Origin of the sequence: Sphaerimonospora thailandensis (assembly GCF_016863115.1) — a bacterium.
In the GTDB taxonomy this organism is placed as follows: Bacteria; Actinomycetota; Actinomycetes; order Streptosporangiales; family Streptosporangiaceae; genus Sphaerimonospora; species Sphaerimonospora cavernae.
Map to the genome: position 1 here is coordinate 38,909 of NZ_BOOG01000017.1, position 25,768 is coordinate 64,676.

Consider the following 25,768-nt stretch of genomic DNA (forward strand, 5'->3'; position numbering starts at 1 on the left):
CACCATGGACCAGGAAAACCTGCCAACCCATCAATCCCCCAACAGAAAACGGAGCGGTCGATGCCCCTGCAGATGATCGGCGCACCCGGCGATCCCGATCTGATCCGCCTCCCGTGGGATCTCCCGCTGGAGCAGTGGCCCGAGCATCACCTGGTGGCCCTGCCCCGCGGCATCTCCCGGCACGTCGTGCGCTTCGCCAGGCTGGGCGGGCGCGTCTATGCGATCAAGGAGATCAGCGAACGGTACGCCAGGCGGGAGTACCGCCTGCTGTGGGACCTGGTCCGCCACGACGCGCCGTCGGTCGAACCGGTGGCGGTGGTGACCGGGCGGACCGCGGCCGACGGCTCGGAGCTGGACTCCGCGTTGATCACCAGACACCTGCAGTTCTCCCTCCCCTACCGGGCCGTGCTGTCGGGGACGGTCCGGCCCGACACGCTGACCCGCCTGCTGGACGCGCTGGCGGTCCTGCTCGTACGGCTCCACCTGACCGGCTTCTACTGGGGCGACTGCTCGCTGTCCAACACCCTGTTCCGGCGGGACGCCGGGGCCTTCGCCGCGTACCTGGTGGACGCCGAGACCGGCGAGCTCCACCCGGCCATCAGCGAGGGCCTGCGGGCGCACGACATCGAAGTGGCGCACGTCAACATCTACGGCGAGATGCTGGACCTGGAGGCGGGCGGGCTGCTCCACCCGACCGTCGACCCGCTCACGTTCGCCGATCAGCTCGTCGAGCGGTACGAACGGCTGTGGACCGAGCTGACCCAGGACGAGATCATCGACGAGGTCGACTGGCACCGGGTGGACCAGCGCATCCGCCGGCTGAACTCGCTCGGCTTCGACGTCGCCGAGATGATGGTGCGCCGCAAGGCGGGCACCTCACGTCTGATCGTGCGTCCGAAGGTGGTGGACGCGGGGCACCACCAGCGACGCCTGCTGCGGCTGACCGGGCTCGACGTGGAGGAGAACCAGGCCCGGCGGCTGCTCAACGACCTCGACGCGTTCCGGGTGTCGAACGGCCTGCGCCACGAGGACGAGGCGATCGTGGCCCACCGGTGGCTCGCCGAGGTGTTCCAGCCGGTGATGCACGCGACCCCCGCCGACCTGCGACGCAAGCTGGAGCCGGCCCAGCTCTTCCATGAGGTTCTCGACCACCGCTGGTTCATGTCCGAGGCGGCGGGCCACGACGTCGGCCTGGCCGCGGCCGTACGGTCCTACGTGGACAACGTCCTGGTGTTCAAACCCGATGAGAAGGCCGTCATCACCACCTCCGACCCCCTCTCGCCGTGAGGAGATGGGCCAGGTAGGCGGCGGCGTCCGGGATGCGGTCCTCACCGAAGACCCGGATGCCGCCGCGCTCCAGGAGCGCGGTGGTCACCCCCTGGCCGGGCGTCGTCCGGCCGCCGAAGGTGCCGTCGTAGATCCGCAGGGATCCGCACGACGGGCTGCCCTCCTTGAGGATCGCCAGCCTGGCCCCGGCCGACGTCGCGGCGGCCAGGGCCCGCCGCGCGCCCAGCAGGAAGGCGTCGGTCACATCGTCACCGGCGGGTGTGCGGATGCGGGCGGCGCCCTCCAGCACCGCCGCGCCGCCGGCGCCGCCCTCGATCTCGGCGGGAGGCCGGGGAACCGGCAGCCCGCCCTGGACCTCGGGGCAGAACGGGACGAGCCGCCCCTCCTCCCGCCACCTGGCGAGCAGTTCGTCGTCGCTGGTCTTGGCCCCTCCGTCGTACCGCACCCGGCTGCCGAGCAGGCACGCGCTGACCAGAATCCGCTCCATGTCTCCCATTCTGTACGGCTGCCGCTTCTGTACGGCTGCCGCCCACGTCCGGCCCTGGTGCCGGCCCGTGCGATCCCGGCCTCAGCAAAATATGAAGATAATTCAGGAAATATGAATTTCCATTCCCGGGATAACAATCCTCATCCTTCGTGAATAAAGGGTCTATCTCATCGCATTCTCGATCATCGGGTCACCTCCGGATACTCCTCTAATGTGGGCTGGGCTGAATCGGCGCATTTGCGAGGAGTTGCCGGTGATCCGGATCGAGGACTGCCTGTCGGAGGCCATGTCCATCCCGGGTGCCCTGCACGCGGTTCTCGTGAACCATGCCAGCGGCACGGCCGTGGCGATGGAGGGGGCGGCGGAGGGGGCTGCGGAAGGGACGCCGGACCCGGCACGGGCGGCGGCCGGGATGACGGAGGCGTTCCGGGCGATGCTCGACGGCATCGCGCTGGCGTCCGCGGGCGGGCGCGACCGGATCGAGGACGCCATCATCACGACCGAGACGAGCTACCACCTCATCCGGCCCCTGGAGATGGCGGTGGACGGGCCGCTGCTGCTCTGTCTGCGCCTCGACATGGAGCGGGCCAACCTCGCCCTGGCCCGGCTGCGGCTGAGAACGCTCGCCCACGAGGTGGACATCGGCCGGCCGCATGAGGCCGAGACCGCCCTGGTGCTCCCGCGGCGCGTCCCGCGGCCGCCGCCATCTGGGATCGCCGGAGCGGTCCCCGCCGACGTGGAACTGCTCCTCAGGCTGCGCGCCGCGCTGGAGGCGCTGCCGTGATCGTGCGCACCTGGTTGAAGCGACCCGGAAAGGCTGTCCCGATGGATCTGCGCCGCGACGTACACGAAGAGCTCGTCCTGCTCAGGAACCGTACGCCCGAGATCACCGGCGTGCTCGCCTGCACGGTGGACGGCATGCTCGTGACGACGGATCTGGCCGCCGAGACCGAACAGACGGCGGCACTCACCTCCGCGCTGCTCTCACTGAGCCGCCGGATGACCGAGCTCGCCGGGGTCGGCGAGTTCGAGGAGACCCTGATCTCCGGCAGCCGAGGCCACACGGCCTGCTACGCCGCGGGCCGCAAGCTCGTCCTCACCGTTCTCGCTGGGCCGGGGGCCAACCTCGGCCTGCTCCGGATCGAGGGCCGGAAGACGGCGGCCAAACTCGCCGCCATCATCGAACCCGAATAGGAGAAGAAGAACATGGCGAACATCGACATCTCACTCAAGGACATGCTCGGCATCGACGGTGCGATCGGCGCCGCCGTGGTCGACTACGGCAGTGGCATGGCACTGGGCACGCTCGGCGGCGGCAAACACCTCGACCTCCAGATCGCGGCCGCGGCCAACACCGAGGTGGTGAAGGCAAAGCTGCGCGCGATGGAGGCGTTGAAACTCAACGAGGCGATCGAGGACATCCTCATCACGCTGAGCGGCCAGTACCACCTCATCCGCCCGATCACCGGACGGAGCGGCAAGGGGCTCTTCCTCTACCTGGCCCTCGACCGCGGCCGCTCCAACCTGGCCATGGCCCGCCACCAGCTCCGCGCGATCGAGGAGCAGCTGGAGGTCTGACCCTGGCTCTCTCCGGGATCGGCGTCAAGCCGGGTAGGCGCGGGTCGTCTCAAGCCGGGTAGGCGTGGGTCTCCGTCGCCTTGACGGCGACCCAGATCCGCTGACCGGGCAGCAGGTCGAGATCGGCGACGGCGGCCGCGGTCACGTCCGCCGAGACGCTGACCGGGCCGTCGAGCCCGACCCGGAACTGGTCGCCGTGCCGTTCGACTCCCGAGATGGTGGCCGACCACAGGTTCCGAGGGGTGCCGTCCGGCCTGCTGCGGAAGAGCGCCACGGCCGAGGGCGGGAACGCCACGAACACCGGTCCGGACAGCATCTCGGCCGCGCTCAGCACCAGCGGCTCCGGGGCGGGACCGGGCTCCGGGGCGGGGCCGGGCTCCGGGGCGGGGCCGGGCTCCGGGGCGGGGCCGGGAGCGCCGATCGTGACCCGGTGCCCGTCCGCCACTCCGCGGTAGAGATTGAGCCCCACCAGCCGGGCGACATAGTCCGTACGGGGATGTCGGGCGACCTCGGCGGGCGACCCCTGCTGTACGACCGAGCCGTTCTCCACGACCACGAGCCGGTCGGCCAGCACCATGGCGTCGAGCGGGTCGTGGGTGACGAGCACTGCCGCACCGTCGAACTCCGCCAGGTGGCGGCGCAACTCCGCGCGGATCTCCAGCCGGGTGTGCGCGTCGAGGGCGGCGAGCGGCTCGTCCAGGAGCAGCAGCCTGGGCCGTACGGCCAGGGCCCGCGCGAGCGCGACCCGCTGCGCCTGTCCGCCGGACAGCGCCCGGGGGCGGGCGTCGACATGATCGCCGAGCCCGACCCGTCCGAGCCACTCGCGGGCCAGGGCCCGGGCCGCGGCCTTGGTGATCCCCCGGCAGCGGGGGCCGAATGCCACGTTGTCGAGGGCCGACATGTGTGGAAAGAGCAGGTAGTCCTGGAACACCATCCCGATTGATCGCCGATCCGGCGGCAGTTCGTGCACCGGCTGCCCGGCCAGAATGATCTCGCCGCGCGTGAGCCGTACGAGACCGGCGAGCGCGCGCAGCGCGGTGGTCTTGCCGGCGCCGTTGGGGCCGAGCAGCGCGATGACCTCACCCGCCGCGGCCGTCAGGTGGGCGTCGAGGAGAAACCGCTCCCGCTCCACCATCAGCCGGGCGTTCAGCATGCCCTGCCCGGTCATGCCTTGATCCAGCGGTCGCGCAGGGTCGCGAGTACGGCCACGCAGACGGCCAGCAGGACCAGGCTCAACACGATCGCCGCCTCGGGATCGGTCTCCAGCGCCAGATAGACGGCGAGCGGCATGGTCTGGGTGGTGCCGGGGAAGTTCCCGGCGAACGTGATCGTCGCCCCGAACTCGCCGAGTGCCCGCGCCCAGCACAGTACGGCTCCCGCGACGATCCCCGGCCCGACCAGCGGGAGCGTGACCCGCCGGAACACCGTCCACCGGGAAGCCCCGAGCGTGGCGGCCGCCTCCTCGTAGCGCAGATCCGCGGCTCTGAGCGTGCCCTCCACGCTGATCACGAGGAACGGCATGGCCACGAACGCCTCGGCCACGACGACTCCCGCCGTGGTGAACGGCAGCGACAGCACGTCGCCGAACCATCGCCCGATCAGGCCGCCCCGGCCGAACACCAGCAGCAGCGCGACGCCGCCGACCACGGGAGGCAGGACCAGCGGCACCGTCACCAGGGCCCGCACCAGCCCGCGGCCGGGGAACTCCGCCCGCGCGAGCAGCCAGGCCAGCGGCACGCCGAGCACGAGACACAGGGCCGTCGCCGCCGTCGCCGTCACCAGCGACAGCCGCAGCGCCTCCAGCACCCGCGGTTCGGCCAGCCGGGCGGGCAGCGCCGGCCAGGGGGCCCGGGCGAGCAGCCCGGCGAGCGGGAGGACGAGGAACAGCATCCCGGCCGCCGCGGGCACGGCCAGCCCCCACGGCAGGCCCTGCCCGAGACGCCGATCCGATTTGATCATTTTGTCAGACGAGTGTGAAGCCGGCGTCCGACAGCACCCGGCGGCCCTGGTCGGACAGGACGATGTCGATGAATTCCTTCGCGGCCACCTGCCGGCGGGTCCCCGGCACGACCGCGATCGGATAATCGTTGATCGCCTTGTCCGCCTCGGCGAACTCGATGCCCTCGACCTCGCCGCCGGCCGATCTCACGTCCGTACGGTAGACCAGCCCGGCGTCCACCTCGCCGAGCCGTACCTTGGTCAGCGCCGCTTTGACGTCCTGCTCCTGGGTGACGGGTTCGACCGTCACACCGGCGGCGGCCAGCGCCGTCGCGGCGGCGGCGCCGCAGGGCACCTGCGGGGCGCACAGCGCGACCTTCACCCCGGGCCTGGCCAGGTCGCTCACCCCGGCCACGTGGGCGGGGTTGCCCTTCGGCACCGCGATCTCCAGCCGGTTGCGGGCGAAGATCCGGAAGGTGGGAGCCTCCGACTGGCGCATCGTCTCCATGTTGGCCGCGGCGAACACGTCGGCCGGCGCGCCCTGCTTGATCTGGCGGGCCAGGGTCGCGCTGCCGCCGAAGCTGAACCTGATCTTCATGGCGGGGTGGCCCTGCTCGAAGAGCTTGCCGATGGCGGAGAACGACTCCGACAGGGACGCGGCGGCGAAGACCGTCAACGTGTCGTCCTTCTGACCTCCGCCGCAGCCCGTCACGCACAGCATCGACAAGATCACCAGGATCGCCGGCGCCGACAGCGACCGCCTGCCGATCCTCGGCCTCACCATCGTCGCTCGCTCGGGTCCTGCCGCATGCAGCAAATCTAACCGCAGTACGGGCCGCCTCCGCGTGGGGCCTACGCCAGGACGGCCGGTGACCTCCCCGACTTGACCGGAGTTCAATCCCCCATTGCGTGATAAACGCCTACAACAGGGCACTTAGCAGGGGTCCTGCATACATGTGGGGAGGGCACTAAGTGCATCGCCCACCCCCGAACTGAGGAGAGACGCCTTGGCCGCCAAACCTTCCGCCCATACCCAGCAGCGCGGCGACAGCCAGCCGTGGCTGCACCAGCAGGGGGTCGAGATCCAGGGATTCGGGACGGTACGCGACTTTCCGGTCGGCCTGAGCCGGGAGACGAGAGACTACTCCTGCCAGCGGCTCAACCAGATCCTCGCCGACAGCCAGATCCTCTACAGCCTCTACAAGAAGCACCACTGGCTCATGCGCGGCCCGACCTTCTACCAGCTCCACCTGCTGCTCGACAAGCACGCGGGCGAACAACTCAAGATCATCGACGAGATCGCGGAACGGATCCAGACCCTCGGCGGCGTGGCCGTCGGCGATCCGCGGCAGGTGGCGGAGATGACCGTGATCCCCCGGCCGCCGGACGGCGTGGAGGAGGTGCCCGCCATGATCTCCCGGCTCCTCGAGGCCCACGAGACGATCCTGGTCGCCGCGCACGACGCCGCCGCCAGAACCGCGGAGAAGGGCGATGACGGGACCAACGACCTGCTCGTCTCCGACGTCATCCGCACCGGGGAGCTCCAGGCGTGGTTCCTCGCCGAGCACCTCGTCGAGACCCCGCTCGTGCACGCCTGAGCGGCACGGAGCGGATCAGCACAGCTGACATCATGGGGCCGGTCTTCACGGGCCGTAGCGCATCCTCGATGACCGGATCGCCGTTCGCGCCTGCCACAACGATGCCGAGGCAGACGCCGGCAGTGGGATCGGCCTCCCCCCATCACCGCTCATGCTCAAGGACTGCCAAGCCGTCGCATCCCGACCGCTAGTCCACAAGCCCGATGTAGCCGAGCAGATTCTCCTCGATTAATCCCATAACCTGGGGCGGGAGCTGCCCCAGGTAGTCTCCCAGTTCCTCTTTGAGAAAAGGCTGCGCGCAGATCGTACGGGCCCAGCACTTGCTGGGCAGATTGCCAAAACCTTGAGCGATCTTGACGCAGTACTCTGTCCTCAGCGTGGTCGCCGTGGAAGTCGGCACAACGTATACAAACGGCCAGTCGGCCTGCTCGTTATTGGCATCGTTGCTTAACACGATCACAGGCCGCTTCGGATGGTAGTTGCGTTTGTCGTTGGGAGGCAAGGTGAGCGACCGGTCAGAGACGTAGTACACGCCGCCCTTGCGGATGGATCCCCTCACTGCTCACCGAGTGCTCTCGAGTTGGCCCGCTGCAGGGCCTCCCGACCTTCCAAGAACTCCGATTTCAGAGCTTCTCCTGCCCCCGGGTCACCGGCTTCCGTCGGCCGTCGTGCCCGTCTGGATTTGACCCGCCGGATCAGCGCCGCGGTTTGTTTCCGGCGTCGCGCCCGGTTGAGGTCGAGGAGAACCCCGCGTTCCCCCCCCACCTGCGCTTCGATCACGGGGGCAGTCGCGTACGACAATTCCTTGAGCGCCGTCGCGCTCTTCGCACCGTGCATGCGTACGACATCGCGGATGAGCATCATGCCGATCACGTCCAGCGGATCGTCGATGTCGACGTTCATTCGCAGCACGCCGGAGCCGAGTTCGACGGCCGTGCTGTCATCGCGCTCCACGAGTTCGCTCTCCACCACGAACTCCTCGGCGCGCCTGATCGCGTGATCATAGGGCCCATGGTGATCCCACCGCCAAGTCGCTCCGCTGAGCTGGGAGAGGCCTTCCTCGACCGCCTTCAGATCTGCGAGGTAGAGAAGTTCGGTGAGCTTCACCTTCGTAATCTCGAAGCCCATCTCCTGCGCCGTCTTGAGCACGGCCAGGACCGCACTGACCAGGAGGGTGGGTGATTCGACCATGGCGACCACCGTTCCTCCCCTGATCTCCTCTATCGGCACGGTACCCCCGATGGCCGCCTGACATTCCCACGCCGTTCCCTCTCCAGAGAGCGGATACGGAGAGCTACATCATGACATCGATGAGTCACCATGTGGTCGGCTTCCGGCTTCCCCGGATCGCGGAACTCTGAGGAGTCTCGACGCTGAAGTGGCGTTGAACGCTGCGGTCTCCGTCCGCAGGTGTCAGCCCGCGGACCAGATGTCCTGTTCGATGTCGCCGGCGGCCTGCGGACCCATCATCACGAGCCCGCCGTCCACCAGGAGCGTCGCGCCGGTGATGTAGGAGGAGGCGGGACCGGCGAGGAAGACGATGACCGCCGCCACCTCGCGGGCGTCGCCCGGGCGCCCCAGCGGATATCCCGGGCGGCTGTCCGGCTTGGGCGGCCGGTCCTCCTGGCCGGTCATCGGGGTGGCGATCTCCCCCGGCGCCACCGTGTTGACCGTGATGCCGTGCCTGGCCAGTTCGAGTGCGAACGTACGGCTCAGCAGCCGCAGGCCGCCCTTTGCCGCGCAGTACGGCCCGGCCCCGAGCCGGGGATACTCCTCGTGGACGCTGGTCACGTTGACGATCCGTCCCCCCGCCCCGCGCTCGATCATCCTCCGGGCCGCCCGTTGCGAACACAGGAACGGGCCGTCCAGGTCGACGGCGAGCACGGAACGCCACCGGTCGTAGTCGATCTCCAGCAGCGGCTCCGCCGTACCGGTGCCCGCGTTGTTCACCAGCACCCCGAGTCCGCCCAGTTCCTCGGCGAGTTCGTCTATCACTCCCGCGGCGGTCACCGGATCGGTCAGGTCGTGTCGTCGTACGGCGGCGCGCCGCCCGGCGGCGCTCACCTGTGCGGCGGTGTCCCGCGCACCGTCCTCGTCACAGTGATAGGTGATGCCGACGCCGAACCCCTGGGCGGCGAGGGCCACCGCGGTCGCCTTGCCGATCCCCGAGTCTGCGCCGGTCACGATCGCCACTCTGTCGTAGTCGAAACGCGCCACCGGCGCGGAGGTGCTGCTCATGCGACGCTCCCCCTTCCACCGCCGTCACACATTCCCCGGCGAGGGGATTCCATCCTGCGGCGGACCCGGGCATGGTGGGACAGGCACCGGGTAGGGGCGGCGACATGGGTGAGGAGAAGAAGAGCCCGAAGGAACTCGCCGAGGAACTGGCGACGAACGCGCAGGACGATCCCCGGTTCAAGAACCGCACGCCCGGCATCCGGGCGACCCGCAAGGGCTCGAAGGAGCAGGCGGACGCCGACATCGCCGGCCGGGTCGGCGGGATCGGCACCACCGGCGGCGGTGGTCCCGGCGGAACGGTCGGCGAACCGCCAACGGGCCAGGTGCTCGCCGACACGACCCTTGGCAGCGAGGACGCACCATCCGACGAAACCGGCGAAACCAGTGGACTCGCCGGACGCCGTGAACCGGGCGGGCCCGGCGAACCCCGGCGAGGCCAATGAGGTCCTGCCTTTCGCGTTGCCGTTTCGCTGCCGTACGCCGGGTACATCGGATGCGTGTCGACCGGAAGGAGCGATTGAGGATGTGCCTGAGCTGCGGCTGCGGTGAGCCCGACAACGACCACGGCAACCCGGCCAACATCACCCGGCAGGATCTGCGACTCGCGGCCGAGGCCGCGGAGATCAGCCCGGAGCAGGCTGTCGAGAACATCCAGACGGCGGCGGCGGAAACCGCCGTATGAGCAGGACCAGCCAGACGAACCGCGGCTGAACACAGTTGAGCACCGCCTGACGCCTTCGGCATCGTCCGTCCGAGGAGAGGTCCAGGGAGAGATCGCCATGACCGAGCATGCGCCGTACCCGGAGAACGACCCGCGCCGCCGCACGGCCCGGCTGCACGACATGCTGACCGAGGTGGCCGATCATGCCCGGGAGGACGTCCTGAAGATCGACGAGCCGAAGGCGCAGGCGCTGTTCGAGACCGCGACCGAGGTGTGCCAGGGGCTCGCCACGGCCTTCGAGCACTACGACCGGCAATCGGAGCCGGCCTGGCAGCGGTGACCGAAAAGGCGGCCCCGAAGGAACGCCTCCTGAGGGGCCGCCCCCGCGGTGACGCGGATTATTCCCGCGGCCCTTGCTGCCCGACCAGCCGGAAGGTCCGCCGCCCTGCGGCGTCAGGCTTCGCGTCGAGGACCTTGTCCCCGACGATCGCCACCGCCTCCGGTTCCACGAAAACCCGGACATCCGCCTTCTCGACGACCTCGTCTCCTGACGAGGCCGTGCTCACCAGGGAGAATTCGAGCGCGTTCGTTTCGTCCCGCTTCGCCGCGATACGCAGCCCGGCCCACTCGGGCAGGGACTCCCCCACCATCAGATCGCGAATCGCCTCCACGGCGTTCTCCGTCACCGTCAGCACGGCCAACTCCTCGACTACTCGGACCACCCCGCAGAACCACCCCCTACCCGCATGTCGGCAAAAAGCACGCCCGGGCTGTGATGGCAGCGTCAGGCGGGCAGAAACACGCTGGGAGCACCGTGCCAGGAGATCGTGAGCTCTTCGCGGGCACGGGTGGCGGCGACGAACAGCAGGCAGCGCTCCCGCTGCAGGTCCTGGTGGTGCGCGATCAGATCCACGACCGCCGGTGTGATCGCTGAGGCCGGGGGCACCGCGTGCTCGCCGACCCCGATGACGCGACGCAACGGAACTCCATGCCCTTCATCCGGTGCATGGTGCCCACTCCCATCGCCGTGTCGGTGTACTTCTTCGCCAGTGCCTATGGTGCCGATCGTCGACTCCATCCTGCGCGGCCCCGAGCCCGGCCGGGTCAAGGCGTTCGTGGTCTACCCGATGAACGCGCTGGCCAACAGCCAGCTTCACGAGCTGGAGCGATTTCTCGAGTGGGGACTTCCCCGGGACGCACGTCCGGTCAGCTTCGCCCGGTACACGGGTCAGGAGAGCGAGGAGAGGCGCACTCGTATCCTCGCCCAGAAGCCGGACATCCTGCTGACCAACTACGTAATGCTGGAATACCTATACGGGCCGAGTTGGACGCTGCCTACTTCCACCTCTATGGCGTGTCCCGCGATGATGTCGACTACATCATGGACACCTTCCGGGCCTTCCAGAACGTGACGCCCGGCCTGTTCGCGGAGACCAAGAAGGCGATCCTGGAGATCTACGACGCGATGCAGGATGCCGTCGAGGGGCGTAAGCCGTACCAGACGCCGCTCGACCCACCCCCCGGCCACGGCCCCCGCCATCCCACGAGATGATCTGGGTACCCGTTCGCTCGGTCGCTTTGAGTGGCAACTTCATTACCCACTGACAGTCGATTGGATACCGTGTTCGGGTGGCGGAGTGCTTTGCCGTGGTTGATGCCACGGACTGGCTTGTGGAGCTTTTCGAGGCCGGAGGATCGGAGGAGAAGGTCTGGCTGACTGAGCCGAAGACCGGCAGACGCGCCTTGTTCAAGCCCAACCTGCGGCATGACAACGCGGAGCAGGCAGACCACTGGCCGGAGAAGCTCGCGTCTGAGTTGGCGGGCCAGATAGGCACACCCGCCGCCAGGATCGACCTCGCTGTTCGGAACGGCCAGCGTGGTTGCCTCTCCTACGATGTCACGCCGAGTGACTGGGAGTTGCAGCCAGGTTGGGTGCTGCTTACTCATCTGCTCGGTCGGCACGATCCGATGGATAAGAAGCACCAAGGGCACACCCTGACCAACATCCGCATCGTCCTCCATGATTACGACCAACCAGGAGGATTCGCCGGCCCCTCGGACATGACCGCGTTCGATGTCTTCGTCGGCTACCTGGTACTCGACGCGCTGATCGCCAACCGTGACCGGCATCCGGCGAACTGGGCAGTGCTTCGTGGGCCAACCAAAAAAGATCAACAGCTGTCCCCGTCCTTCGATCATGCGACGAGCCTCGGCTTCAGCCTCACTGACCAGGAACGCATCCGTAGGATGAATCATCAGAGAGAGTGGGAAGCCTTCCTGAAGAAGGGGACCGCACACCGGTTCGAGGGCTGCCGCCGACTCAGCTTGGTCGACTTCGCCGTACAGGGGTTGAGCCTCCTCCGCGCGGACGCTCGCCAATACTGGCTTGACCAGCTGAGCAGCTACAACAAGGATCAGATGGTCGCCCTGGCCGAGTCCATCCCGGAAATGTCGGAGGCGGCGCGTACGTTCGCGGTGGAACTGGTGGACACCAACAGGAGGAGGTTGCTAGATGCCTAGCTCGACTCGGGCCGTGTCCGCGCCTACAGGGAGCACGCTGACGGCGCCCCGACTGCTGGTGGCGCGGCGAACCCCAGACGGCCTGATCACGCCGATCGGTGTCCTCGACCAGCTCACCGGCGGTTACTCCTTCGCCTACCTGCGGCAGGTGCTGGACGTTCCCGCCTTCCGCCCTCTCCTCGGCTTCGAGGACCTAGAACGTCGCTATGTCTCAACTGAACTGTTCCCGCTGTTCAGTCAGCGTCTGATGGATCCTCGTCGGACCGACTATCAGTGGTATCTCACCGTGTTGGGCCTGTCTGAGGGCGCCTCGCCGATGGTCGTCTTGGGCAGGTCAGAGGGCCGCCGTGCCGGAGATGCGATCACACTGGTCGCCGAACCCGAGGTAGATGCTTCAGGTCGAACCTCAGCGAGTTTCTTCGTGCACGGGCTACGCCACCGGGCCGGAGCCGAGCCGCGCGTTGCCACCCTGCGAAAGGGCGAGCAGCTCGCTCTGCGCGATGACCTACAAAATCCGGTCAATCCCCGCGCACTGCTGGTGACCCGTAACGCTGAGGAACTTGGATGGATCCCGGATCTGCTCCTCGACTACGTGCACCGGGTCCGCGAGACAGGCGAAATGACGATTCGGGTCGCGCAGGTTAACGGCGCGGATACCCCGCCTAATCTTCGGCTCAGGGTGCAACTCGAGGGCTGCACGCCGGAGGGTTATCTGCCCTTCCACGGTGAGGACTGGGCCACGACCGCCTGACGAAGGCCGCGGTCGATCGATTGACGCAACCGCCACGGGTGGCGGAGGAAGACGACGATCTGGGCCTGTGCCCGGGCCTCTTCCTGCATCCGGCAGCACCCGTCCCGGGCCGTATCGACCTGCTCTGGTTTACGAGTCCCCCTGGTCACGGCCAGGTGGTGGCGTACAGCTGCCTGTGTCAGTCGACCTGTTTCGAACTGCTCGCCTACAGCAGGCTCTACCGCATCCGCCGTACCACCCTGCCCCGCCTCGGCGTACCCACCGTCTCGTTCACAGGCGGCTGGCGGCGTCCGGAGGCGTACGACTGGTGGCACCGCCTGCTCACCGGCCACGCCCGCTGAACCTACCGGCCGTCGCGATGTGCTGACCGCGATGGCCTAAAGGACAATGGGGACGGCCTGCAACCTGACCCGGGGGCCGAGCCTCCCGTGGAGCGGCCCGATCGTGGCGGCCATCCGGAGCTGCGTTTCTCCCTGGCCGGCATGGGCGCTCAAGTTCTCCATGCTCGCCGGGATCGAGGTGCCGGAGGTCCGGCTCTACCAGCGAGAGGAGTTGGACACCCTACCCTCCGGCGTGTGACCCGGAAGCGAAGAATGGGCTTATGCCGTACGGCGATTCGACCGCGACGATCGACGCGGCGCGATCCACATCGAGGACCTCGCGCAGGCGCGTGGCGTCTACCCGAACGAGAAGTACCTCGGGAACTACGAGACGGTGGCAGCGCTCGTCTACCGCCGCCGCGACGTGGCCTCGCTCCGGGAGTTCGCCCGGCGACTCGCCTTCAACGTGCTCATCTCCAACGGCGACGCGCACCTGAAGAACTGGTCGCTGATCTACCGCGATCCGCGGGTGCCCGCCCTGTCGCCCGCCTACGACCTGGTCTCCACCGGCGTCTACATGGGCGACGGCGAAACGCTCGGCTTGAAGTTCGCCGGAACCAAGCGGTTCGACCAGATCACGGTGTGGACTTTCGAACGGCTAGAGCGACGGCTTGGCGCCACCGAGGCCGGGCTGGGTGACGTCGTCGCGGACCTGGTGGCGCGGGTTCACGAGGCATGGCCCGAGTGCGCGGAACTGCTGAGTGGCACCCCCGACATCCTCAAGGCCGTGAGCGCCACCATCGACGCCCGGAGCCGTACCCTGCTCCCCACCCAATAGTGGATCCCCGACTCCAGCAGGCAGACGCCGGATCACCACGGACGTTGCTCATCGGGCAATCCGGCAGGTCGGCCTGGAATCAGAGGTCGTCGGTCAGCAGGGCTTCTGCGGACTCAGCGGTCGCGGCGGCCCGAATCCAGGCGTCGAGCCGATCGAGGTCGTGACACTTCCTGATCTTGTCTGGGAAGCTGTCAGGCACCTGAATGCCGCGAGCGGACAGAACCGCCAGGATCGCCTCAGCCTTACCCTCGGCCTGTCCTTCGGCCTTGCCTTTGGCGATGTTGTCGCGAGCCCAGTCGCTGAGGTATTCGTAGGTTTCGGTCTTCAACTGCTTCTCCAATTGATCCCAGACCTCTCGGGGCAGCGCCGCACGCACCATGTCAGCGTACATACCCGCCTGGTCGTGGTCGAGATTGTGTAGTGCGGTGAGCAGGGCACTGACGATGTCGGGACCCTGCGGCGTGTCGCCGTGGTGGATGACCGACAGCACGGCCAGTTCGAGGTCCCCGCCCGCCTCAACGGGGTCGGTGATGACCGGGAACTCCGGGGGGCCGCCCCATCCCTAGATGAAACCGGGTGGTCGTGGTGACGGTCAGCGACAGCAGGCCTGGTGATGTTCGAAGCCGGCGGCGATGCCACGAAGGTAGGCGCCAGCGGTCTGCGTGCTGAAGTCTTCGAGATCGAAGACGATATCAAGCACCGCCCTCGCGGCTTCCTCGTGCTCAGGCGGCACGGCTTCCACCATCCAGGAGAACGTTCCGGTCCGCTCGATACGCTCCGCAAGCTCCCTCATCCGACCTGGATCCACACGTTTTGCGAGGGCAAGCGCGGCGGCCTCGAAACGCGCCTTCATCGCGGGGACGTCGTCATCATCGTCAAACACAGGCACTCCTCCTGGCAGTAAATGCGGAAGCTCGCATGTCACTCAAGATAGATAACATAGTGCAACCAGACTGGAACTTTAAGTTATCCACCCTCACGCCGCAGGTGAATCCCGGTTTCCTCGGCCGAGCGTGTCGAACGCCGTTCGCCAACAGGCGTACGGTCAAGCCCTCGCCAAGGAGGAGATCGCGTCATAGCCTGATGGCGTCGAGTGCTACCGAAAGGTCGACGCCGATGAGCGAGATCAGCACAGGGCAGATGATCAGGCTTCAGCGCGAGCGACGCGGCATGAGCACCACCGGCCTCGCGACCCAGGCGGGATGCACCACTCGCCACATCGAGCTCATAGAGCAGGGTAAGCGCACTCCTTCGCTGCCCCTGCTTCGCGAGATCGCCAAGGTGCTGGGCGTGCGCTCTGCTGTGCTTCTCGGTGAGAATCCCCGCGATTCACACGAGACTGGCCGCCCGCAGATCTGCGACCTCGAACGGGCACTGTTCACCTACAAGACCCTCGCACCCGACATCGAGCCGTCCGACGCCGAGCAGTTGACCGAGCGTGTCACCGCGGCCCGGGGCGCCTGGTTCACCTCGCCCAACAAGTACTCCATCCTGATGCGCACTCTCCCGCAACTGATCAGCGATGCGGAACGGCTTGTACTGGACACAGACGGTCGGCCGGAGGAGCGCCGATCGGCGTGCCGGGTGGCGGCGGACACCTACATCCTGGGCCGCAGCGTGTTGAAGCATCTCGGCCGGATCGACCTCGCCCACCTGGCGGCCGACCGGGCGATGCGGTACGCGGAGGAGACCGAGGACCCGCTGATGGTCGCGTGGGCGCACTGGAATCTCGGCCAGTCCATGCTGTCGGACGACATGCACGACGTGGCCTATGACGTCGCGCGACGGGGCATGGAAATGTTCGAGCCCGCCCTGGCCGACGGCGATGACCGGCACGCATCGGTCTTCGGGGGTCTGCATCTGGTGGCGGTGATCGCGCTGGCCCGCTCCGGAGACGATGAGCAGGCACGTGAACTGCTACGCGGGCCGGCATCGTCACTCGCGCAGCGGGTCGACGAGCAGGCCAATCACTTCGGGCTGGTGTTCGGTACGACGAACGTCGCCATCCACATGGCCAGCATCGAGTGCGAGATGCGGCGGCCCGAGGCGGCGCTTCGGGCCGCTGACGACATCGATGTGAGCCGTGTACCCTCCATCGAGCGCCGGGTCACTCATCTCGGGCAGATCGCCCGGGCATGTGAGGACCTGGGGGATGACGCCGCCACCCTGGTCCATCTGCTACGCATCGAGCGCGAATGCCCCGAGGAGCTGGATCACAAGCGGCTGCTGCGGGAGATGGTGCGTTCCCTGACCCAGCGGGCCCGGCCCTCCTGGGCCCCCGAGGTACGGCAGCTCGCCGACCGTCACCGCATCGTCGCCTGACACGAACTGAAAGTTCGTCCCCTATGGTTCGGCCAGGTACGGCCTGGCCGATCTACCGTCCCACCCATGTCAACTCTGCGTGATGAAGCAATCACATATCCCCTCATTGAAGGGGCACGAGGGGAGTCTCCCGGCTGGCGCTCCGACCATGCCGCAGCTCAGCGGAGAGCAGCAGCTCGACCTGCAGCACGCACCGAGATGCCGAAAATCTCCGGTCTCGTCGACACCTTTGTTGAGGAGCCCGCTGTCCCGTTCATGCCGCAGCAGCGAGAGCGGGGCTCCCCACTCGCCGCCCCCGGCGAGGTGCCTCCGGAGCACGTGCAAGTGATGATCGACCTGCCGCCCGGCCGGTTGATCTGGCGGCGCACCTTCCTGGGGGCGCCCGATCAGATCCCGCACGCTCGCCATTTCGTACGGTTCCTCCTGGCCGACGCCTGGTGCCGGGACGACGCCGAGCTGATCGTCACCGAGCTCTCGGGCAACGCCATCCGGCACACCGGCAGCGGCGGGGCCGGCGGCACCTTCATCGTCGAGATCACCCGCACGCTGGAAAGCGTCCGCGTCGCGGTGTACGACTGCGGCTGGGGCGGCGTCCCCCGATTCGGCGTGCCTTGCAGTACGACAGCCGAGCGCGGCCGGGGCCTGGCCGTCGTCGCCACCCTCGCCGACGCCATTGGCTACGAGGGATCCGACGAACTCGGGCACCTGGTCTGGGCAACACTGCTTTCCCCAGAACAGCGAGCCTCCCCAAGCCCGCTCTCGCCGACTGATTGAGTCGTACGGCGGAAGCGACGCTTACCAGTTCCGCCGCACGAAGCTGGTCAAGATCGACGCCCCTATGCATCCGGAGAGTCCGCGTCGGAGATGTCGGAGGCGGCGCGTAGGTTCGCGGTGGAACTGGTGGACACCAGCAGAAGGAGGTTGCCAGGTGCCTAGCTCGGCTCGGGCCGTGTCCGCGCCTGCGGGGAGCACGCTGACAGCGTCCCGGCTGCTGGTGACGCGGCGAACCCCAGACGGCCTGATCACGCCGATCGGCGTCCTCGACGAAGTCCCCAGAGGCTTCTCCTTCGCCTACCTGCGGCGGGTGCTGGACGTTCCCGCCTTCCGCCCCCTCCTCGGCTTCGAGGACCCGGAATGATGGGGCTGGTCTCGGAGCAGGCGCTGGTGGAGATCAAGAAGTTGCGTGCGGAGGACGACATGAGGCCCCCATACGGCACGTTAGCCGTGTACCGGTACGGCCCTCGCCGTTCTCCTGACCGGCCGAGAACTTCCACAGTATGATTCCAGTATGAGCGAGAAGAAAGCCCGGATCACGATCACTGTCGACCCTCACCTGGCCGCCTATGCCGAACGGCTCGTCGAGACCGGCAAAGCCCCTTCTGTCTCCGCCGTACTCAACGACGCGCTCGCCGAGCGGATTCAGCGCGACCGGCGCGCCCGCCGCTGGTGGAGCGCCAAAGCGGCCGAAGCCGCCGCCGACCCCGCCTGCAACACCCGAATCACCAGGATGCGCGCCCACATCGACGAACAGCTCCGCCGATTCGAGCAGGAGCGCGACAGCGCGTGAGCGACCACACCCCGACACCCCTCATCCTCGACACCACCGTCCTGCATGAACTGGCCCGCGGCGAGGTCGGCACCATCGGTCTCATCCAGGGTTACGACGCCGACGGGCAACCCATGGTCGTGTCCGCCCTGGCGATCACTGCGACGCTCATCGAAGCACGTAACGAGGAAGCCGCCGACGCCATGCACGGCCTGGCCGCGATGGAGCACGTCATGGTCGCGGCTCTCAAGGACGCAGAACAGGCCGAGAACCTCGCCCTGGTGGCCGTCGCCACCGGCCTGGACGTTTGCGAGGCGCACACCGCTGCGATCGCCGACGTCTCGATCTGCCCGATCCTGACGTTCGACGCCGGCCGGTGGAACGAGGCGTCACGATCGCTGGACAACCACCTGTTCACAATCGAGGTCACCGACCCCGACCTGTGACAAGGCCCCGGCCCTCATCACCCCTACGGGGACTCGTAGTGAGTGGGCTCGCCAAGGGGATCGACACCCGCGAGGGCTTGGTGATCAGCCAGTTCTGGCCGGACTCACCGCCCCACCAGCGTAACTTCCCGATGAGAAACGCTGTGATGAGCGGCTACGCCGCGGCCACGGTCGTCGTGGAGGCTCTCTGGAAGAGCGGGGCACGGATCCAGGCGAGGCTGGCACTGGAGCATGGGCGGCCTGTGGTGATGCCCGATCAACTACTTGAGCACAACTGGGCTCGTGACTACGCGAAAAAGCCCGGCGTACATGTGGTCTCAAACCTTCGCGAACTGCTCGATGTCGCGGAAAGATTGATCTCGGAATTGAACATCGGCCCCGAGTCGCTTCCGGAGACCCCTGCCCTGGTCAGGAGCCGCTGATCCGTGGAACGCCGTTCGGCGACATGTCGCCCAGCAGGCCCACTATCTGCAACCCCACCGACCCCGCTCCCGGGCCGGCTATGCGCGGTCAGAGGTCGTCTGGCAATAACCGGAACGCCTTGTGCCGGGTCAGAGGGCGTACGGCACGGAAGTCACGGCGATCCAGGGTGAGCAGACAGTCGGTTTCATACAGCGCCGCGAGGACCGCGTTGACCACATCGACGAGGTCGAGGTTCAGTTCCTGATATCGGACACGGAGTCGAAGAGCTCGCTGCACGGTCTCGGGGGTGACCTCGGCGAGCACGGCGCGAGTCTGCCCGCATCGCTCCATGAGCATGTCGACGGCCAGATCTGCGGCGCGCCGACCGGCCCGGATGGTCGTCACCTGGTGGACTTCGGTGACGGTCAACGGGGAGATGACGAGCAGCCCGGCCCTGTCGAGTGCCATGCCGGCCTGGACGTGTTCGGGATCGCTGCGATTGAGCGCGGCGATGAGACCCGAGGTGTCCCCAATGACGATCACGCGGCGTTGCCGGCGGCGCCGCGCTTCCCGGCGACCGTTTCGGCCACCGCCTCGCGGATCTCTTCTTCGCGGACCGGTCCACCGAAATCGAGGGACCGCTCGAAGAACGGCTCATCCCAGCTGCGTGTGGACATCGCCACGAGATGGAACGCTCGCCGGATGAGCTCCGCCTCGGGCTTGCCTTCGCGCTCGGCCGCCAGCTTGACGAGCCGGAGGTCTTCTTCGTCGACCATGACGGTCGTCCTCTTCAAAGCCATATGCCTATGCTAGCACCACCATATGATCGGCCGAGCGCCTCCGAAATGGGACTCCCCTCTTCGGTATGCGTTGCCGTACGACAGCTGAGCACCGCCGGGGTCTGGCCGCGTCGTCGCCACCCTCGCCGACGCCGTCGGCTACGAGGGATCCGACGAGCTGAGGCACCTGGTCTGGGCCACTTTCGTCTCCCCAGAAGAGCAAGCCTTTCCGGGCCCAGCCCTGCCGACCGGCTGATCTCCATCGAGGCGGCGACCGCGAGCAAGTGTAACCGCAGGCGAGTTACATTTGCTGCGGTCCTGGTTACATTTCCTCGGATTCCAGTTACGCCTCGCCAGGTTCTGGTTACGTTTCCCCGGGCTCCGGTTACATTTATGCTCGGTCATCGCGCAGTTGGCGGAGCTTTGCGGCAAAAGCCCGGTGGAAGTCCATCCGTCCCTGTTCTCGACGCTGCGGGCAAGTCACCAGGCCGGTGGCCAGAGCCGGCCATCTGTTCAACGGATGCGAGGGCGGCGAAGTCGCTACGGTGATCGTGATGGTGACCTCGGGACCGGAAGGAACGATCCACTGGTGATGGCGTCGCGGACGGAACTCACGAGGAAGATGCTGTTCACCGCCGCCCAGGTGCTGGCCGAGCGTCCCGAGGGCGTACCGACCCGCGAGCTCTGGCTGCTCGTCAGGGATCGGTTACCAGGCCTGGAAGAGGAGTGGAAACCGGGTGGCGTCGCGAGCAACACGCCGGAGATCGCTCTCGGGTACAAGAGCGGCGGCCTGGTCAAGTCCGGCTGGGTCGTCAAGGCTCAGGGCCGCTGGCGGCTCACCCCGCTCGGCCGAATCGCACTCGGCGAGCACCCCCACGTGTCGCCGTTCATGGCGGCCGCCCACGCCGCCTATCAGTACTGGGAGCAGCATCGGACCGGGTTCGAGATGGCCAAGCAGCTGCTGGAAGCCGTACCGGAGGGAAGCTGGGTGGCGGCGCGCGATCTCGCGGTGGAGACCGGCCTGGACGAGATGCGCCTTGTGCAGTGGCTGCAGGGTGAGCGTCCCGAGGGATGGCACCGGGTGCTCGACGGGGACGGTGGTGTGCCGGACGCCGTGCGCGCTGACGAGGAACTCCAGGAGCGCTGGTATCGGCTCCTCGAAAAGGATGGTCTGTCCTTCGTGACCGGCCGGGCCTCGTTGACGCGCCGGATCTCAGGCGCGGACCTACGGCAGCTCATGCTTGACAACCCGGACAGTCGGACCCGGAGGGCGTGGCTGGTGCGTGGACTCGGGATGTACGGCGGGAGCCTGCTGCGCGACTGGCTCACCGAGGGATTCTGCTCGCTGCCCGCGTCGAAGTTGCCGGAGCTGCCGCCCGGCTCGCCGCTGGACGCCATCCGGGCGGCCGTGGAAGAGGACTACGCCCACGGGTCGTTCAACGAGAAGCTGAAGAAGACCAACGAGTTCTACGCGTTCCTCACCCGGATGCGCGACGGCGACCTGGTGCTCTGCAACGACGGCGGGAAGATCTATATCGGCCGTCTCCGCGGTGAGCCGGCCTTCCGTGCCAGCGTTGAGAACCGGGCGAACCTGCAGCGGCCGGTCAGCTGGCTGAACGGCGACTCGCCGCTCGACTTCGACGACCTACCGGACGAGATGTCCGCCAAGCTGGCCACCCAGCACGACGTGCTCGACCTCACCGAGTTCATCGACGACCTGGAGCGGCTCGTCGGGCCGCAGCCGGCGCCGGCCAGGGAGTTCACGCTTCCGGACGTCATGCCGGAGCTGGCCGACGAACTGCTGGTCGACCAGGAGTGGCTGCAGGAGTGCGTTTGCCTGCTCCGGGATCGGCCGCAGCTCATCCTGTACGGCCCGCCGGGGACGGGCAAGACGTACATCGCGCAGCATCTCGCCCAGCACCTCGCGGGCGGCAAGCCACAGAACGTGAAACTTGTTCAGTTTCACCCCGCGTACTCCTACGAGGACTTCTTCGAGGGCTTTCGTCCGGTCCAGACGCCGGATGAGCGAGGGGTGGTGTTCAAGCCGCTGCCCGGCCCGCTGCTGCGGCTGGTGGACGCCGCCCGGCAACGCCCGGAGGAGCCGTTCGTCCTCATCATCGACGAGATCAACCGAGGTAACATCGCCAAGATCTTCGGCGAGCTGTACTTCCTGTTGGAGTACCGGAAGAAGGCCATCGACCTGCTGTACTCCTCGGCCGACGAATCCGGCACCCCGTTCACACTGCCGGAGAACCTGGTCATCATCGGCACCATGAACACGGCCGACCGGTCGATCGCCCTGGTCGACGCAGCGATGCGGCGACGGTTCGCCTTCGTGGAACTGCACCCCGAGGAGAAACCCACCTCGGACATCCTGCACCGCTGGCTTGTCAGCCGCGAGCTTCCCATCGAGGCGGCCCGCCTGCTTGAGGAGCTGAACGCCCGGATCGAGGACCGCGACTTCAAGATCGGCCCGTCGTACCTGATGCGCCCGGGGATCTACCGCGACGCGAAGGGGTTCGACCGGGTCTGGCGCACGCAGATCCTGCCGCTGCTCGAAGAGCACCACTACGGCGACGGCATCGACGTGGCCGAGCGGTACGGACTGGAGACGCTGCGGCGAACGCTCTCATGACATCCCCGGTCCCCGTCGTCGCGCTTGTCGAGGGCGCTCCGCCGCGTGAGTTCGCGCTCACGGCCGAACAGGCGGCCACCCTTGCCGCGGCGAAGGCCGTACAGGTGGCGCCCGGGCCGCGCGCCGGGCTGTGGTGGATCCGCGACAACGGCTACGTAGGGGCCGCGGCGATCGGCGGCGTCCAGGTCAGCATCAGGCCGAAGACGCCGATCGACCGGCTGCTCTTCCTCCTCGGCTACAGCCGGTCCCTGCGGGGCTGGCGGCAGGAGGAGGTCCACGCCGGTGAACATCGGGACCTGCTGCCCGCGCTCGCGCATGCCTTCGCTCGGGGCGCCCGACGCGCACTGGACCGGGGCATGCTGCAGGGGTACCGCGAGATCGAGGAGTCGGCCCAGGTGGTCCGGGGGCGGATCCGGGAGGCCGAACAGATCAGGCGCAGGTACGGCCTGCCGTTGCCGATGGAGGTCCGCTATGACGAGTTCACCGTGGACATCGCGGAGAACCGGCTGCTCCTGGCGGCCACGACCCGGCTGCTGTGCCTGCCAGGCCTCGCCGAACCCACCCGGAAGACGCTGCGGCACGTGCTGGCGCGTCTCGCGGGCGTCTCGCCCCTGGTGCGCGGAGCGCCGCTCCCGACATGGCACGCGAACCGGCTGAACATCCGCTACCACACGGCGCTGCGGCTCGCCGAGCTCGTGCTGCGCGGGCGCTCGTACGAACTGGACGACGGCACGGCGGTGCGGGTGGACGGCCTGCTCTTCGAGATGTGGCGGGTCTTCGAGGACTTCGTCACCGTGGCGCTGTCGGAGGCCTTCCAGCCGTACGGCGGGCGGAGCAGCCCGCAGGACCGGCTCCACCACCTCGACGAGGATCGGCGGGTGGCGCTGCGGCCCGATCTGGTCCGCTATGCGGTCGGACCCGGCGGGATCGAACAGCCCGCCGCCGTGGTGGACGCCAAGTACAAGATTTCTGCCGGCCCGGACGGACACAACGGCGATCTCTACCAAATGCTCGCCTACTGCACCGTGCTCGGCCTCTCATGCGGCCATCTCGTGTACGCCAAGGGCGACGCCGAGCCGTACCGGCACGTGGTGCGCCGGGCCGGTATCGAGATCAGCCGGCATGCCCTCGACCTGACCCTGCCCCCGACTGAGCTGCTCGCCGCCGTAGCGGAGCTGGCGGCGAACATCACCCGGCACGATGCCGAGCTTGTGGCCGCTCGCTCTCGGTGAGCGCGCGTAGCTCAGAAGACCCCCCAACCAGGCGATTTGTCCGCCCGAGGAGGCGACATCACACTCTGCCACCCAGGAGTCCTCCGCTCCTATGTACGAACCTCTGGCGAGATTGATCATGTGTGGGCACAATTGCCGGTGTGAAGGCATACGTCGGGGTGACTGACGCAGGTTGGTACCGATTTCTGGCCGCGCGCCCGGATCTCACCGAGGTGAACTTCTGGCGGCCATCGAGCGGCCGGGAGTTTCGGGCGATCGACCACGGCGAGCCGTTCTTCTTCAAGACCCATCATCCGCACAACCGCGTGGTCGGCGGCGGCTTCTTCAGCGGCTTCGCGCCTCTCCCCGTGTCTGAGGCGTGGGAGCTCTTCGGCCAGGGCAACGGCGCCGCAAGCCTGGTCGAAATGCGGCAACGGGTGGGAAAGTACCGCACGCAGCCAATGGCTCTCGGCGAGGACCCGGTCATCGGCTGCGTCATCATCCGTGATGTCTTCTTCTTTCCGGACGACCGAATCGCCGGGCCGCCGCCGGACTTCGCGCCCAACATCGTGCAGGGCAAGAGCTACGACCTGGCCAGTCACCCGGCCGCCGGCTACTTCCACGATCTGCTCGGCCGGATCGGAATCGGCGTGGAACTCGACCTGTCCGAGCCGTGGCACCGCGACGGGCCCGTCTTCGGCGACCCGCGCCTGGCCCCGCGCAGGCTCGGCCAGCAGGCGTTCCAGGCCGTGGTCCTGCACGCCTACGAGCGGCGCTGCGCGATCACGGGCGACCGGATCCGGCCGGTGCTGCAGGCGGCCCACATCCGCCCGGTCGCGGATGGCGGCGAGCACCGTCTGGACAACGGGCTGCTGCTCCGCTCGGATGTGCACACGTTATTCGACCGCGGCTACCTGGCCGTCGATCCCAGGCATCGGTTGGTGGTCAGCCCGCGGCTGCGCGAGGAGTTCGGCAACGGCGAGGAGTTCTACCGCCGGGCCGGACAGGAGATCAACGTTCCGGACCGACCACGCGACCGGCCTGATCGTGAGGCCCTCGAATGGCATCTCGATGAGGTGTTCCTCAGGAGTTAACCGGGGAAGCGGATGAAGTCCGCGGGGACGTGGTCCACCAGCCAGACGCCGTTGGCGCTGAGGCGGAACTCGTACCTGGCCGCGTGCATCGCACCGGCGTCCACGACAAGCACGACCGGCTTTCCCCTGCGCGCTCCCACCCTGGTGGCGGCCCCCGATCCGGGGACAGGTGGACATGATGGCACCCCCCTGCTCCAGTTCCGGCCGGGAGATCGGAAACCCGTGGGAGGCCGCCGCCGCGAGCAGCACGTCGACCCTCACCCAGCCGTGCGCGTCCAACTCGATGCCGATGCGCCCGGGCTCATGCCGCAGATGCTTGGCGAGATACTTCGAGATCTTCACCAGCCGCCGCTCGTCCATCGCCCTCCCCGCCAGTCGTCATCAACCAGTGCCACCGTAACCGCCGACGACTGGCTTATTTCCGGCCGCGACGATCTTTCCCTGCCGCCTTCTCTGGGATCTGCGGCCCATCCCGTCGTGAAGATGCGATATGCGGTGCGGCATCCGATAACGTGCCGATCGTGAGTGCGTACCTGCTGATCCTCGGTGAGCGTGAGGCCGTCGCGTGGGTGCTGCGGGAGTCGCGGATGGCGTTCCCGCCCACCAGCCGGAGCGAGGTGAACCGGCTCAAGGTCGGGGACGAGCTGTTCGTCCTCACCACCCGGGGCTGCTGGCACAACCCCACCCGGGACCGCACCCGCGTGATCGGCCTGGCGACCGTCACCTCGCCGGTCGTCCCGTACGACCGGCCGGTCACCATCGCGGGCCGTGACTTCACCCGCGGCTGCGACATCGGGCTGCGCGCGCTCACGCCGTACCTCACCGGGGTCGAACTGGCCCCGCTCGTGCCGCGGCTGGCCGCCTTTCCCGACAAGAACGCCTGGTCGATCCGCCTGCGCCGCCCACTCCTCGAACTCGGCGAGTCCGACGCCGGCCTGCTCACCCGCGAGCTCGACGGCGTCGCCCGTGACCCGGCCGAGCTGATCCTGGGCTACCTGTCCGCCATCCGTCCGGTACGGCAGGCCGACACCCGCAATTGATCGAGCTTGAGTAATATCGCGTTATCGGTGATCATGTCTTGACGGGCGATTCGAACAGCCGGAGGACGGATGTCATC

Annotated in this window: 36 protein-coding genes and 3 pseudogenes; 24 read left to right on the forward strand and 15 right to left on the reverse strand. The window is 67.8% G+C overall.

Features of this window, described 5'->3' with window-relative positions:
- Positions 1 to 60 precede the first annotated feature (60 nt).
- A complete protein-coding gene (locus tag Mth01_RS09900) occupies positions 61 to 1,287 on the forward strand; it encodes a DUF4032 domain-containing protein (protein WP_204014836.1) in 1,227 nt (408 codons plus the stop codon).
- Here Mth01_RS09900 and Mth01_RS09905 read toward each other — a convergent pair.
- Complete coding sequence (locus Mth01_RS09905) at positions 1,259 to 1,774, reverse strand: DUF523 domain-containing protein (protein ID WP_204014839.1); 516 nt, start codon at positions 1,772 to 1,774, stop codon at positions 1,259 to 1,261. The two genes, Mth01_RS09900 and Mth01_RS09905, sit on opposite strands and share 29 nt — an antisense overlap.
- Before the next feature lie 253 nt (positions 1,775 to 2,027).
- Here Mth01_RS09905 and Mth01_RS09910 point away from each other — a divergent pair, with 253 nt between their 5' ends.
- Genes Mth01_RS09910 through Mth01_RS09920 form a run of 3 tightly spaced genes read left to right on the forward strand, consistent with a single transcriptional unit; the run spans position 2,028 to position 3,352 of the window.
- Entirely contained in the window at positions 2,028 to 2,558 is a 531-nt protein-coding gene (locus Mth01_RS09910; RefSeq protein WP_204014842.1) for a hypothetical protein, read from the forward strand.
- A 41-nt stretch (positions 2,559 to 2,599) separates the two neighbouring features.
- Positions 2,600 to 2,968 (forward strand): roadblock/LC7 domain-containing protein, encoded by a 369-nt coding sequence (locus tag Mth01_RS09915; protein WP_204014860.1) that lies wholly within the window; start codon positions 2,600 to 2,602, stop codon positions 2,966 to 2,968.
- Between the two features lie 12 nt (positions 2,969 to 2,980).
- Positions 2,981 to 3,352: a hypothetical protein gene (locus tag Mth01_RS09920; RefSeq protein ID WP_204014864.1), complete on the forward strand. Its 372-nt coding sequence runs from the start codon at positions 2,981 to 2,983 to the stop codon at positions 3,350 to 3,352.
- A gap of 49 nt (positions 3,353 to 3,401) precedes the next feature.
- On the opposite strand, the gene Mth01_RS09925 is transcribed toward Mth01_RS09920, so the two are convergent.
- Genes Mth01_RS09925 through modA form a run of 3 tightly spaced genes read right to left on the reverse strand, consistent with a single transcriptional unit; the run spans position 3,402 to position 6,074 of the window.
- Complete coding sequence (locus tag Mth01_RS09925) at positions 3,402 to 4,520, reverse strand: ABC transporter ATP-binding protein (RefSeq protein ID WP_204014867.1); 1,119 nt, start codon at positions 4,518 to 4,520, stop codon at positions 3,402 to 3,404.
- The gene (locus Mth01_RS09930) at positions 4,517 to 5,311 is read right to left on the reverse strand and encodes an ABC transporter permease (RefSeq protein ID WP_204014877.1); all 795 of its coding nucleotides are present in this window, start codon (positions 5,309 to 5,311) and stop codon (positions 4,517 to 4,519) included. The genes Mth01_RS09925 and Mth01_RS09930 overlap by 4 nt, the downstream gene beginning before the upstream one ends.
- A gap of 4 nt (positions 5,312 to 5,315) precedes the next feature.
- Positions 5,316 to 6,074, reverse strand: a complete 759-nt coding sequence (gene modA, locus Mth01_RS09935; protein ID WP_204014879.1) for a molybdate ABC transporter substrate-binding protein — start codon at positions 6,072 to 6,074, stop codon at positions 5,316 to 5,318.
- 223 nt (positions 6,075 to 6,297) lie between these two features.
- Here modA and Mth01_RS09940 point away from each other — a divergent pair, with 223 nt between their 5' ends.
- Positions 6,298 to 6,888: a Dps family protein gene (locus Mth01_RS09940; protein WP_204014881.1), complete on the forward strand. Its 591-nt coding sequence runs from the start codon at positions 6,298 to 6,300 to the stop codon at positions 6,886 to 6,888.
- A gap of 187 nt (positions 6,889 to 7,075) precedes the next feature.
- Here Mth01_RS09940 and Mth01_RS09945 read toward each other — a convergent pair whose 3' ends face one another.
- From Mth01_RS09945 to Mth01_RS09955, 3 genes are all read right to left on the reverse strand, one after another.
- Entirely contained in the window at positions 7,076 to 7,447 is a 372-nt protein-coding gene (locus Mth01_RS09945; RefSeq protein ID WP_204014883.1) for a type II toxin-antitoxin system PemK/MazF family toxin, read from the reverse strand.
- The gene (locus Mth01_RS09950; protein ID WP_204014885.1) at positions 7,444 to 8,037 is read right to left on the reverse strand and encodes a hypothetical protein; all 594 of its coding nucleotides are present in this window, start codon (positions 8,035 to 8,037) and stop codon (positions 7,444 to 7,446) included. Before Mth01_RS09950 ends, Mth01_RS09945 begins: the two co-directional genes overlap by 4 nt.
- 264 nt (positions 8,038 to 8,301) lie before the next feature.
- Positions 8,302 to 9,126 (reverse strand): SDR family oxidoreductase, encoded by an 825-nt coding sequence (locus Mth01_RS09955; RefSeq protein WP_204014887.1) that lies wholly within the window; start codon positions 9,124 to 9,126, stop codon positions 8,302 to 8,304.
- 104 nt (positions 9,127 to 9,230) lie between these two features.
- Between Mth01_RS09955 and Mth01_RS09960 the strand changes: the two genes are divergently transcribed.
- From Mth01_RS09960 to Mth01_RS09970, 3 genes are all read left to right on the forward strand, one after another.
- Positions 9,231 to 9,569, forward strand: coding sequence for a hypothetical protein (locus Mth01_RS09960; RefSeq protein ID WP_204014890.1), 339 nt, complete (start codon positions 9,231 to 9,233; stop codon positions 9,567 to 9,569).
- 80 nt (positions 9,570 to 9,649) lie between these two features.
- Positions 9,650 to 9,808 carry a hypothetical protein gene (locus Mth01_RS09965; RefSeq protein WP_204014893.1) on the forward strand — a complete coding sequence of 53 codons (159 nt, stop codon included), beginning with the start codon at positions 9,650 to 9,652 and terminating at the stop codon, positions 9,806 to 9,808.
- A 97-nt stretch (positions 9,809 to 9,905) separates the two neighbouring features.
- Complete coding sequence (locus Mth01_RS09970; protein WP_204014896.1) at positions 9,906 to 10,127, forward strand: hypothetical protein; 222 nt, start codon at positions 9,906 to 9,908, stop codon at positions 10,125 to 10,127.
- A 58-nt stretch (positions 10,128 to 10,185) separates the two neighbouring features.
- Here the strand turns inward: Mth01_RS09970 and Mth01_RS09975 are convergent, their stop codons facing one another.
- Positions 10,186 to 10,482 (reverse strand): Fe-S cluster assembly protein HesB, encoded by a 297-nt coding sequence (locus Mth01_RS09975; RefSeq protein WP_204014899.1) that lies wholly within the window; start codon positions 10,480 to 10,482, stop codon positions 10,186 to 10,188.
- Positions 10,483 to 10,571: 89 nt separating this feature from the next.
- Positions 10,572 to 10,804, reverse strand: a pseudogene (locus Mth01_RS09980) (3'-5' exonuclease); the annotation flags it as partial.
- A gap of 307 nt (positions 10,805 to 11,111) precedes the next feature.
- On the opposite strand from Mth01_RS09980, the gene Mth01_RS09985 reads away from it, so the two are divergent.
- The 6 genes and pseudogenes from Mth01_RS09985 to Mth01_RS10010 all read left to right on the forward strand — a co-directional run.
- On the forward strand, positions 11,112 to 11,339 hold the full coding sequence (locus Mth01_RS09985) for a hypothetical protein (RefSeq protein ID WP_204014905.1): 228 nt from the start codon (positions 11,112 to 11,114) through the stop codon (positions 11,337 to 11,339).
- Positions 11,340 to 11,416: 77 nt separating this feature from the next.
- Positions 11,417 to 12,307, forward strand: coding sequence for a HipA domain-containing protein (locus Mth01_RS09990; protein WP_204014908.1), 891 nt, complete (start codon positions 11,417 to 11,419; stop codon positions 12,305 to 12,307).
- 13 nt (positions 12,308 to 12,320) lie between these two features.
- Positions 12,321 to 13,058, forward strand: coding sequence for a hypothetical protein (locus Mth01_RS09995; protein WP_204014911.1), 738 nt, complete (start codon positions 12,321 to 12,323; stop codon positions 13,056 to 13,058).
- A 38-nt stretch (positions 13,059 to 13,096) separates the two neighbouring features.
- Positions 13,097 to 13,399, forward strand: a complete 303-nt coding sequence (locus Mth01_RS10000; RefSeq protein WP_204014914.1) for a hypothetical protein — start codon at positions 13,097 to 13,099, stop codon at positions 13,397 to 13,399.
- A 46-nt stretch (positions 13,400 to 13,445) separates the two neighbouring features.
- Entirely contained in the window at positions 13,446 to 13,637 is a 192-nt protein-coding gene (locus tag Mth01_RS10005) for a hypothetical protein (RefSeq protein WP_204014916.1), read from the forward strand.
- A gap of 27 nt (positions 13,638 to 13,664) precedes the next feature.
- Positions 13,665 to 14,216, forward strand: a pseudogene (locus Mth01_RS10010) (type II toxin-antitoxin system HipA family toxin); the annotation flags it as partial.
- Between the two features lie 79 nt (positions 14,217 to 14,295).
- Here the strand turns inward: Mth01_RS10010 and Mth01_RS10015 are convergent.
- Positions 14,296 to 14,706, reverse strand: a complete 411-nt coding sequence (locus tag Mth01_RS10015; RefSeq protein ID WP_204014919.1) for a hypothetical protein — start codon at positions 14,704 to 14,706, stop codon at positions 14,296 to 14,298.
- 102 nt (positions 14,707 to 14,808) lie between these two features.
- On the reverse strand, positions 14,809 to 15,099 hold the full coding sequence (locus tag Mth01_RS10020) for a hypothetical protein (RefSeq protein ID WP_204014921.1): 291 nt from the start codon (positions 15,097 to 15,099) through the stop codon (positions 14,809 to 14,811).
- 233 nt (positions 15,100 to 15,332) lie between these two features.
- Between Mth01_RS10020 and Mth01_RS10025 the strand changes: the two genes are divergently transcribed.
- The 6 genes from Mth01_RS10025 (at position 15,333) to Mth01_RS29650 (ending at position 18,952) form a co-directional block, all read left to right on the forward strand.
- Entirely contained in the window at positions 15,333 to 16,538 is a 1,206-nt protein-coding gene (locus tag Mth01_RS10025) for a helix-turn-helix domain-containing protein (RefSeq protein WP_204014922.1), read from the forward strand.
- A gap of 198 nt (positions 16,539 to 16,736) precedes the next feature.
- Positions 16,737 to 17,312 carry an ATP-binding protein gene (locus tag Mth01_RS10030; protein ID WP_204014924.1) on the forward strand — a complete coding sequence of 192 codons (576 nt, stop codon included), beginning with the start codon at positions 16,737 to 16,739 and terminating at the stop codon, positions 17,310 to 17,312.
- 154 nt (positions 17,313 to 17,466) lie between these two features.
- Positions 17,467 to 17,676, forward strand: coding sequence for a hypothetical protein (locus Mth01_RS10035; protein WP_204014926.1), 210 nt, complete (start codon positions 17,467 to 17,469; stop codon positions 17,674 to 17,676).
- A gap of 150 nt (positions 17,677 to 17,826) precedes the next feature.
- Positions 17,827 to 18,105 (forward strand): hypothetical protein, encoded by a 279-nt coding sequence (locus tag Mth01_RS10040; RefSeq protein WP_204014929.1) that lies wholly within the window; start codon positions 17,827 to 17,829, stop codon positions 18,103 to 18,105.
- Positions 18,102 to 18,530: a hypothetical protein gene (locus tag Mth01_RS29645; protein WP_239089522.1), complete on the forward strand. Its 429-nt coding sequence runs from the start codon at positions 18,102 to 18,104 to the stop codon at positions 18,528 to 18,530. The genes Mth01_RS10040 and Mth01_RS29645 overlap by 4 nt, the downstream gene beginning before the upstream one ends.
- Positions 18,531 to 18,610: 80 nt before the next feature.
- On the forward strand, positions 18,611 to 18,952 hold the full coding sequence (locus tag Mth01_RS29650) for a DNA-processing protein DprA (protein ID WP_239089523.1): 342 nt from the start codon (positions 18,611 to 18,613) through the stop codon (positions 18,950 to 18,952).
- 88 nt (positions 18,953 to 19,040) lie between these two features.
- Here Mth01_RS29650 and Mth01_RS10050 read toward each other — a convergent pair whose 3' ends face one another.
- Together Mth01_RS10050 and Mth01_RS10055 are read right to left on the reverse strand one after the other, a co-directional pair.
- Entirely contained in the window at positions 19,041 to 19,475 is a 435-nt protein-coding gene (locus Mth01_RS10050) for a PIN domain-containing protein (RefSeq protein WP_204014938.1), read from the reverse strand.
- The gene (locus Mth01_RS10055) at positions 19,472 to 19,732 is read right to left on the reverse strand and encodes a ribbon-helix-helix protein, CopG family (RefSeq protein WP_204014941.1); all 261 of its coding nucleotides are present in this window, start codon (positions 19,730 to 19,732) and stop codon (positions 19,472 to 19,474) included. Before Mth01_RS10055 ends, Mth01_RS10050 begins: the two co-directional genes overlap by 4 nt.
- Positions 19,733 to 20,303: 571 nt before the next feature.
- On the opposite strand from Mth01_RS10055, the gene Mth01_RS10060 reads away from it, so the two are divergent.
- The 3 genes from Mth01_RS10060 to Mth01_RS10070 all read left to right on the forward strand — a co-directional run bounded on the left by Mth01_RS10060 (position 20,304) and on the right by Mth01_RS10070 (position 24,651).
- Positions 20,304 to 22,346 carry an AAA family ATPase gene (locus tag Mth01_RS10060; protein WP_204014944.1) on the forward strand — a complete coding sequence of 681 codons (2,043 nt, stop codon included), beginning with the start codon at positions 20,304 to 20,306 and terminating at the stop codon, positions 22,344 to 22,346.
- Positions 22,343 to 23,578 carry an McrC family protein gene (locus Mth01_RS10065; protein ID WP_204014947.1) on the forward strand — a complete coding sequence of 412 codons (1,236 nt, stop codon included), beginning with the start codon at positions 22,343 to 22,345 and terminating at the stop codon, positions 23,576 to 23,578. Before Mth01_RS10060 ends, Mth01_RS10065 begins: the two co-directional genes overlap by 4 nt.
- A 140-nt stretch (positions 23,579 to 23,718) precedes the next feature.
- Positions 23,719 to 24,651 carry an HNH endonuclease gene (locus tag Mth01_RS10070; protein ID WP_204014949.1) on the forward strand — a complete coding sequence of 311 codons (933 nt, stop codon included), beginning with the start codon at positions 23,719 to 23,721 and terminating at the stop codon, positions 24,649 to 24,651.
- Here the strand turns inward: Mth01_RS10070 and Mth01_RS30385 are convergent.
- Both Mth01_RS30385 and Mth01_RS29655 read right to left on the reverse strand, forming a co-directional pair.
- A complete protein-coding gene (locus Mth01_RS30385) occupies positions 24,648 to 24,764 on the reverse strand; it encodes an RNA 2'-phosphotransferase family protein (protein WP_407695929.1) in 117 nt (38 codons plus the stop codon). The genes Mth01_RS10070 and Mth01_RS30385 overlap by 4 nt on opposite strands.
- Positions 24,765 to 24,906: 142 nt before the next feature.
- Positions 24,907 to 25,011: pseudogene (locus Mth01_RS29655) on the reverse strand (RNA 2'-phosphotransferase); the annotation flags it as partial.
- Positions 25,012 to 25,172: 161 nt separating this feature from the next.
- On the opposite strand from Mth01_RS29655, the gene Mth01_RS10080 reads away from it, so the two are divergent.
- The gene (locus Mth01_RS10080; RefSeq protein ID WP_239089524.1) at positions 25,173 to 25,691 is read left to right on the forward strand and encodes a hypothetical protein; all 519 of its coding nucleotides are present in this window, start codon (positions 25,173 to 25,175) and stop codon (positions 25,689 to 25,691) included.
- Positions 25,692 to 25,768 lie beyond the last annotated feature (77 nt).

Excerpts from the sequence above, each read along its gene's own strand:
- Mth01_RS09900 (WP_204014836.1), top strand. The coding sequence starts at position 61 with ATGCCCCTGCAGATGATCGGCGCACCCGGCGATCCCGATCTGATCCGC.
- Mth01_RS09905 (WP_204014839.1), bottom strand. The coding sequence starts at position 1,774 with ATGGAGCGGATTCTGGTCAGCGCGTGCCTGCTCGGCAGCCGGGTGCGG.
- Mth01_RS09915 (WP_204014860.1), top strand. The coding sequence starts at position 2,600 with ATGGATCTGCGCCGCGACGTACACGAAGAGCTCGTCCTGCTCAGGAAC.
- Mth01_RS09920 (WP_204014864.1), top strand. The coding sequence starts at position 2,981 with ATGGCGAACATCGACATCTCACTCAAGGACATGCTCGGCATCGACGGT.
- Mth01_RS09925 (WP_204014867.1), bottom strand. The coding sequence starts at position 4,520 with ATGACCGGGCAGGGCATGCTGAACGCCCGGCTGATGGTGGAGCGGGAG.
- Mth01_RS09930 (WP_204014877.1), bottom strand. The coding sequence starts at position 5,311 with ATGATCAAATCGGATCGGCGTCTCGGGCAGGGCCTGCCGTGGGGGCTG.
- modA (WP_204014879.1), bottom strand. The coding sequence starts at position 6,074 with ATGGTGAGGCCGAGGATCGGCAGGCGGTCGCTGTCGGCGCCGGCGATC.
- Mth01_RS09955 (WP_204014887.1), bottom strand. The coding sequence starts at position 9,126 with ATGAGCAGCACCTCCGCGCCGGTGGCGCGTTTCGACTACGACAGAGTG.
- Mth01_RS09960 (WP_204014890.1), top strand. The coding sequence starts at position 9,231 with ATGGGTGAGGAGAAGAAGAGCCCGAAGGAACTCGCCGAGGAACTGGCG.
- Mth01_RS09965 (WP_204014893.1), top strand. The coding sequence starts at position 9,650 with ATGTGCCTGAGCTGCGGCTGCGGTGAGCCCGACAACGACCACGGCAAC.
- Mth01_RS09970 (WP_204014896.1), top strand. The coding sequence starts at position 9,906 with ATGACCGAGCATGCGCCGTACCCGGAGAACGACCCGCGCCGCCGCACG.
- Mth01_RS10005 (WP_204014916.1), top strand. The coding sequence starts at position 13,446 with ATGGGGACGGCCTGCAACCTGACCCGGGGGCCGAGCCTCCCGTGGAGC.
- Mth01_RS10025 (WP_204014922.1), top strand. The coding sequence starts at position 15,333 with ATGAGCGAGATCAGCACAGGGCAGATGATCAGGCTTCAGCGCGAGCGA.
- Mth01_RS10030 (WP_204014924.1), top strand. The coding sequence starts at position 16,737 with ATGCCGAAAATCTCCGGTCTCGTCGACACCTTTGTTGAGGAGCCCGCT.
- Mth01_RS10040 (WP_204014929.1), top strand. The coding sequence starts at position 17,827 with ATGAGCGAGAAGAAAGCCCGGATCACGATCACTGTCGACCCTCACCTG.
- Mth01_RS10055 (WP_204014941.1), bottom strand. The coding sequence starts at position 19,732 with ATGGCTTTGAAGAGGACGACCGTCATGGTCGACGAAGAAGACCTCCGG.
- Mth01_RS10060 (WP_204014944.1), top strand. The coding sequence starts at position 20,304 with ATGGCGTCGCGGACGGAACTCACGAGGAAGATGCTGTTCACCGCCGCC.
- Mth01_RS10065 (WP_204014947.1), top strand. The coding sequence starts at position 22,343 with ATGACATCCCCGGTCCCCGTCGTCGCGCTTGTCGAGGGCGCTCCGCCG.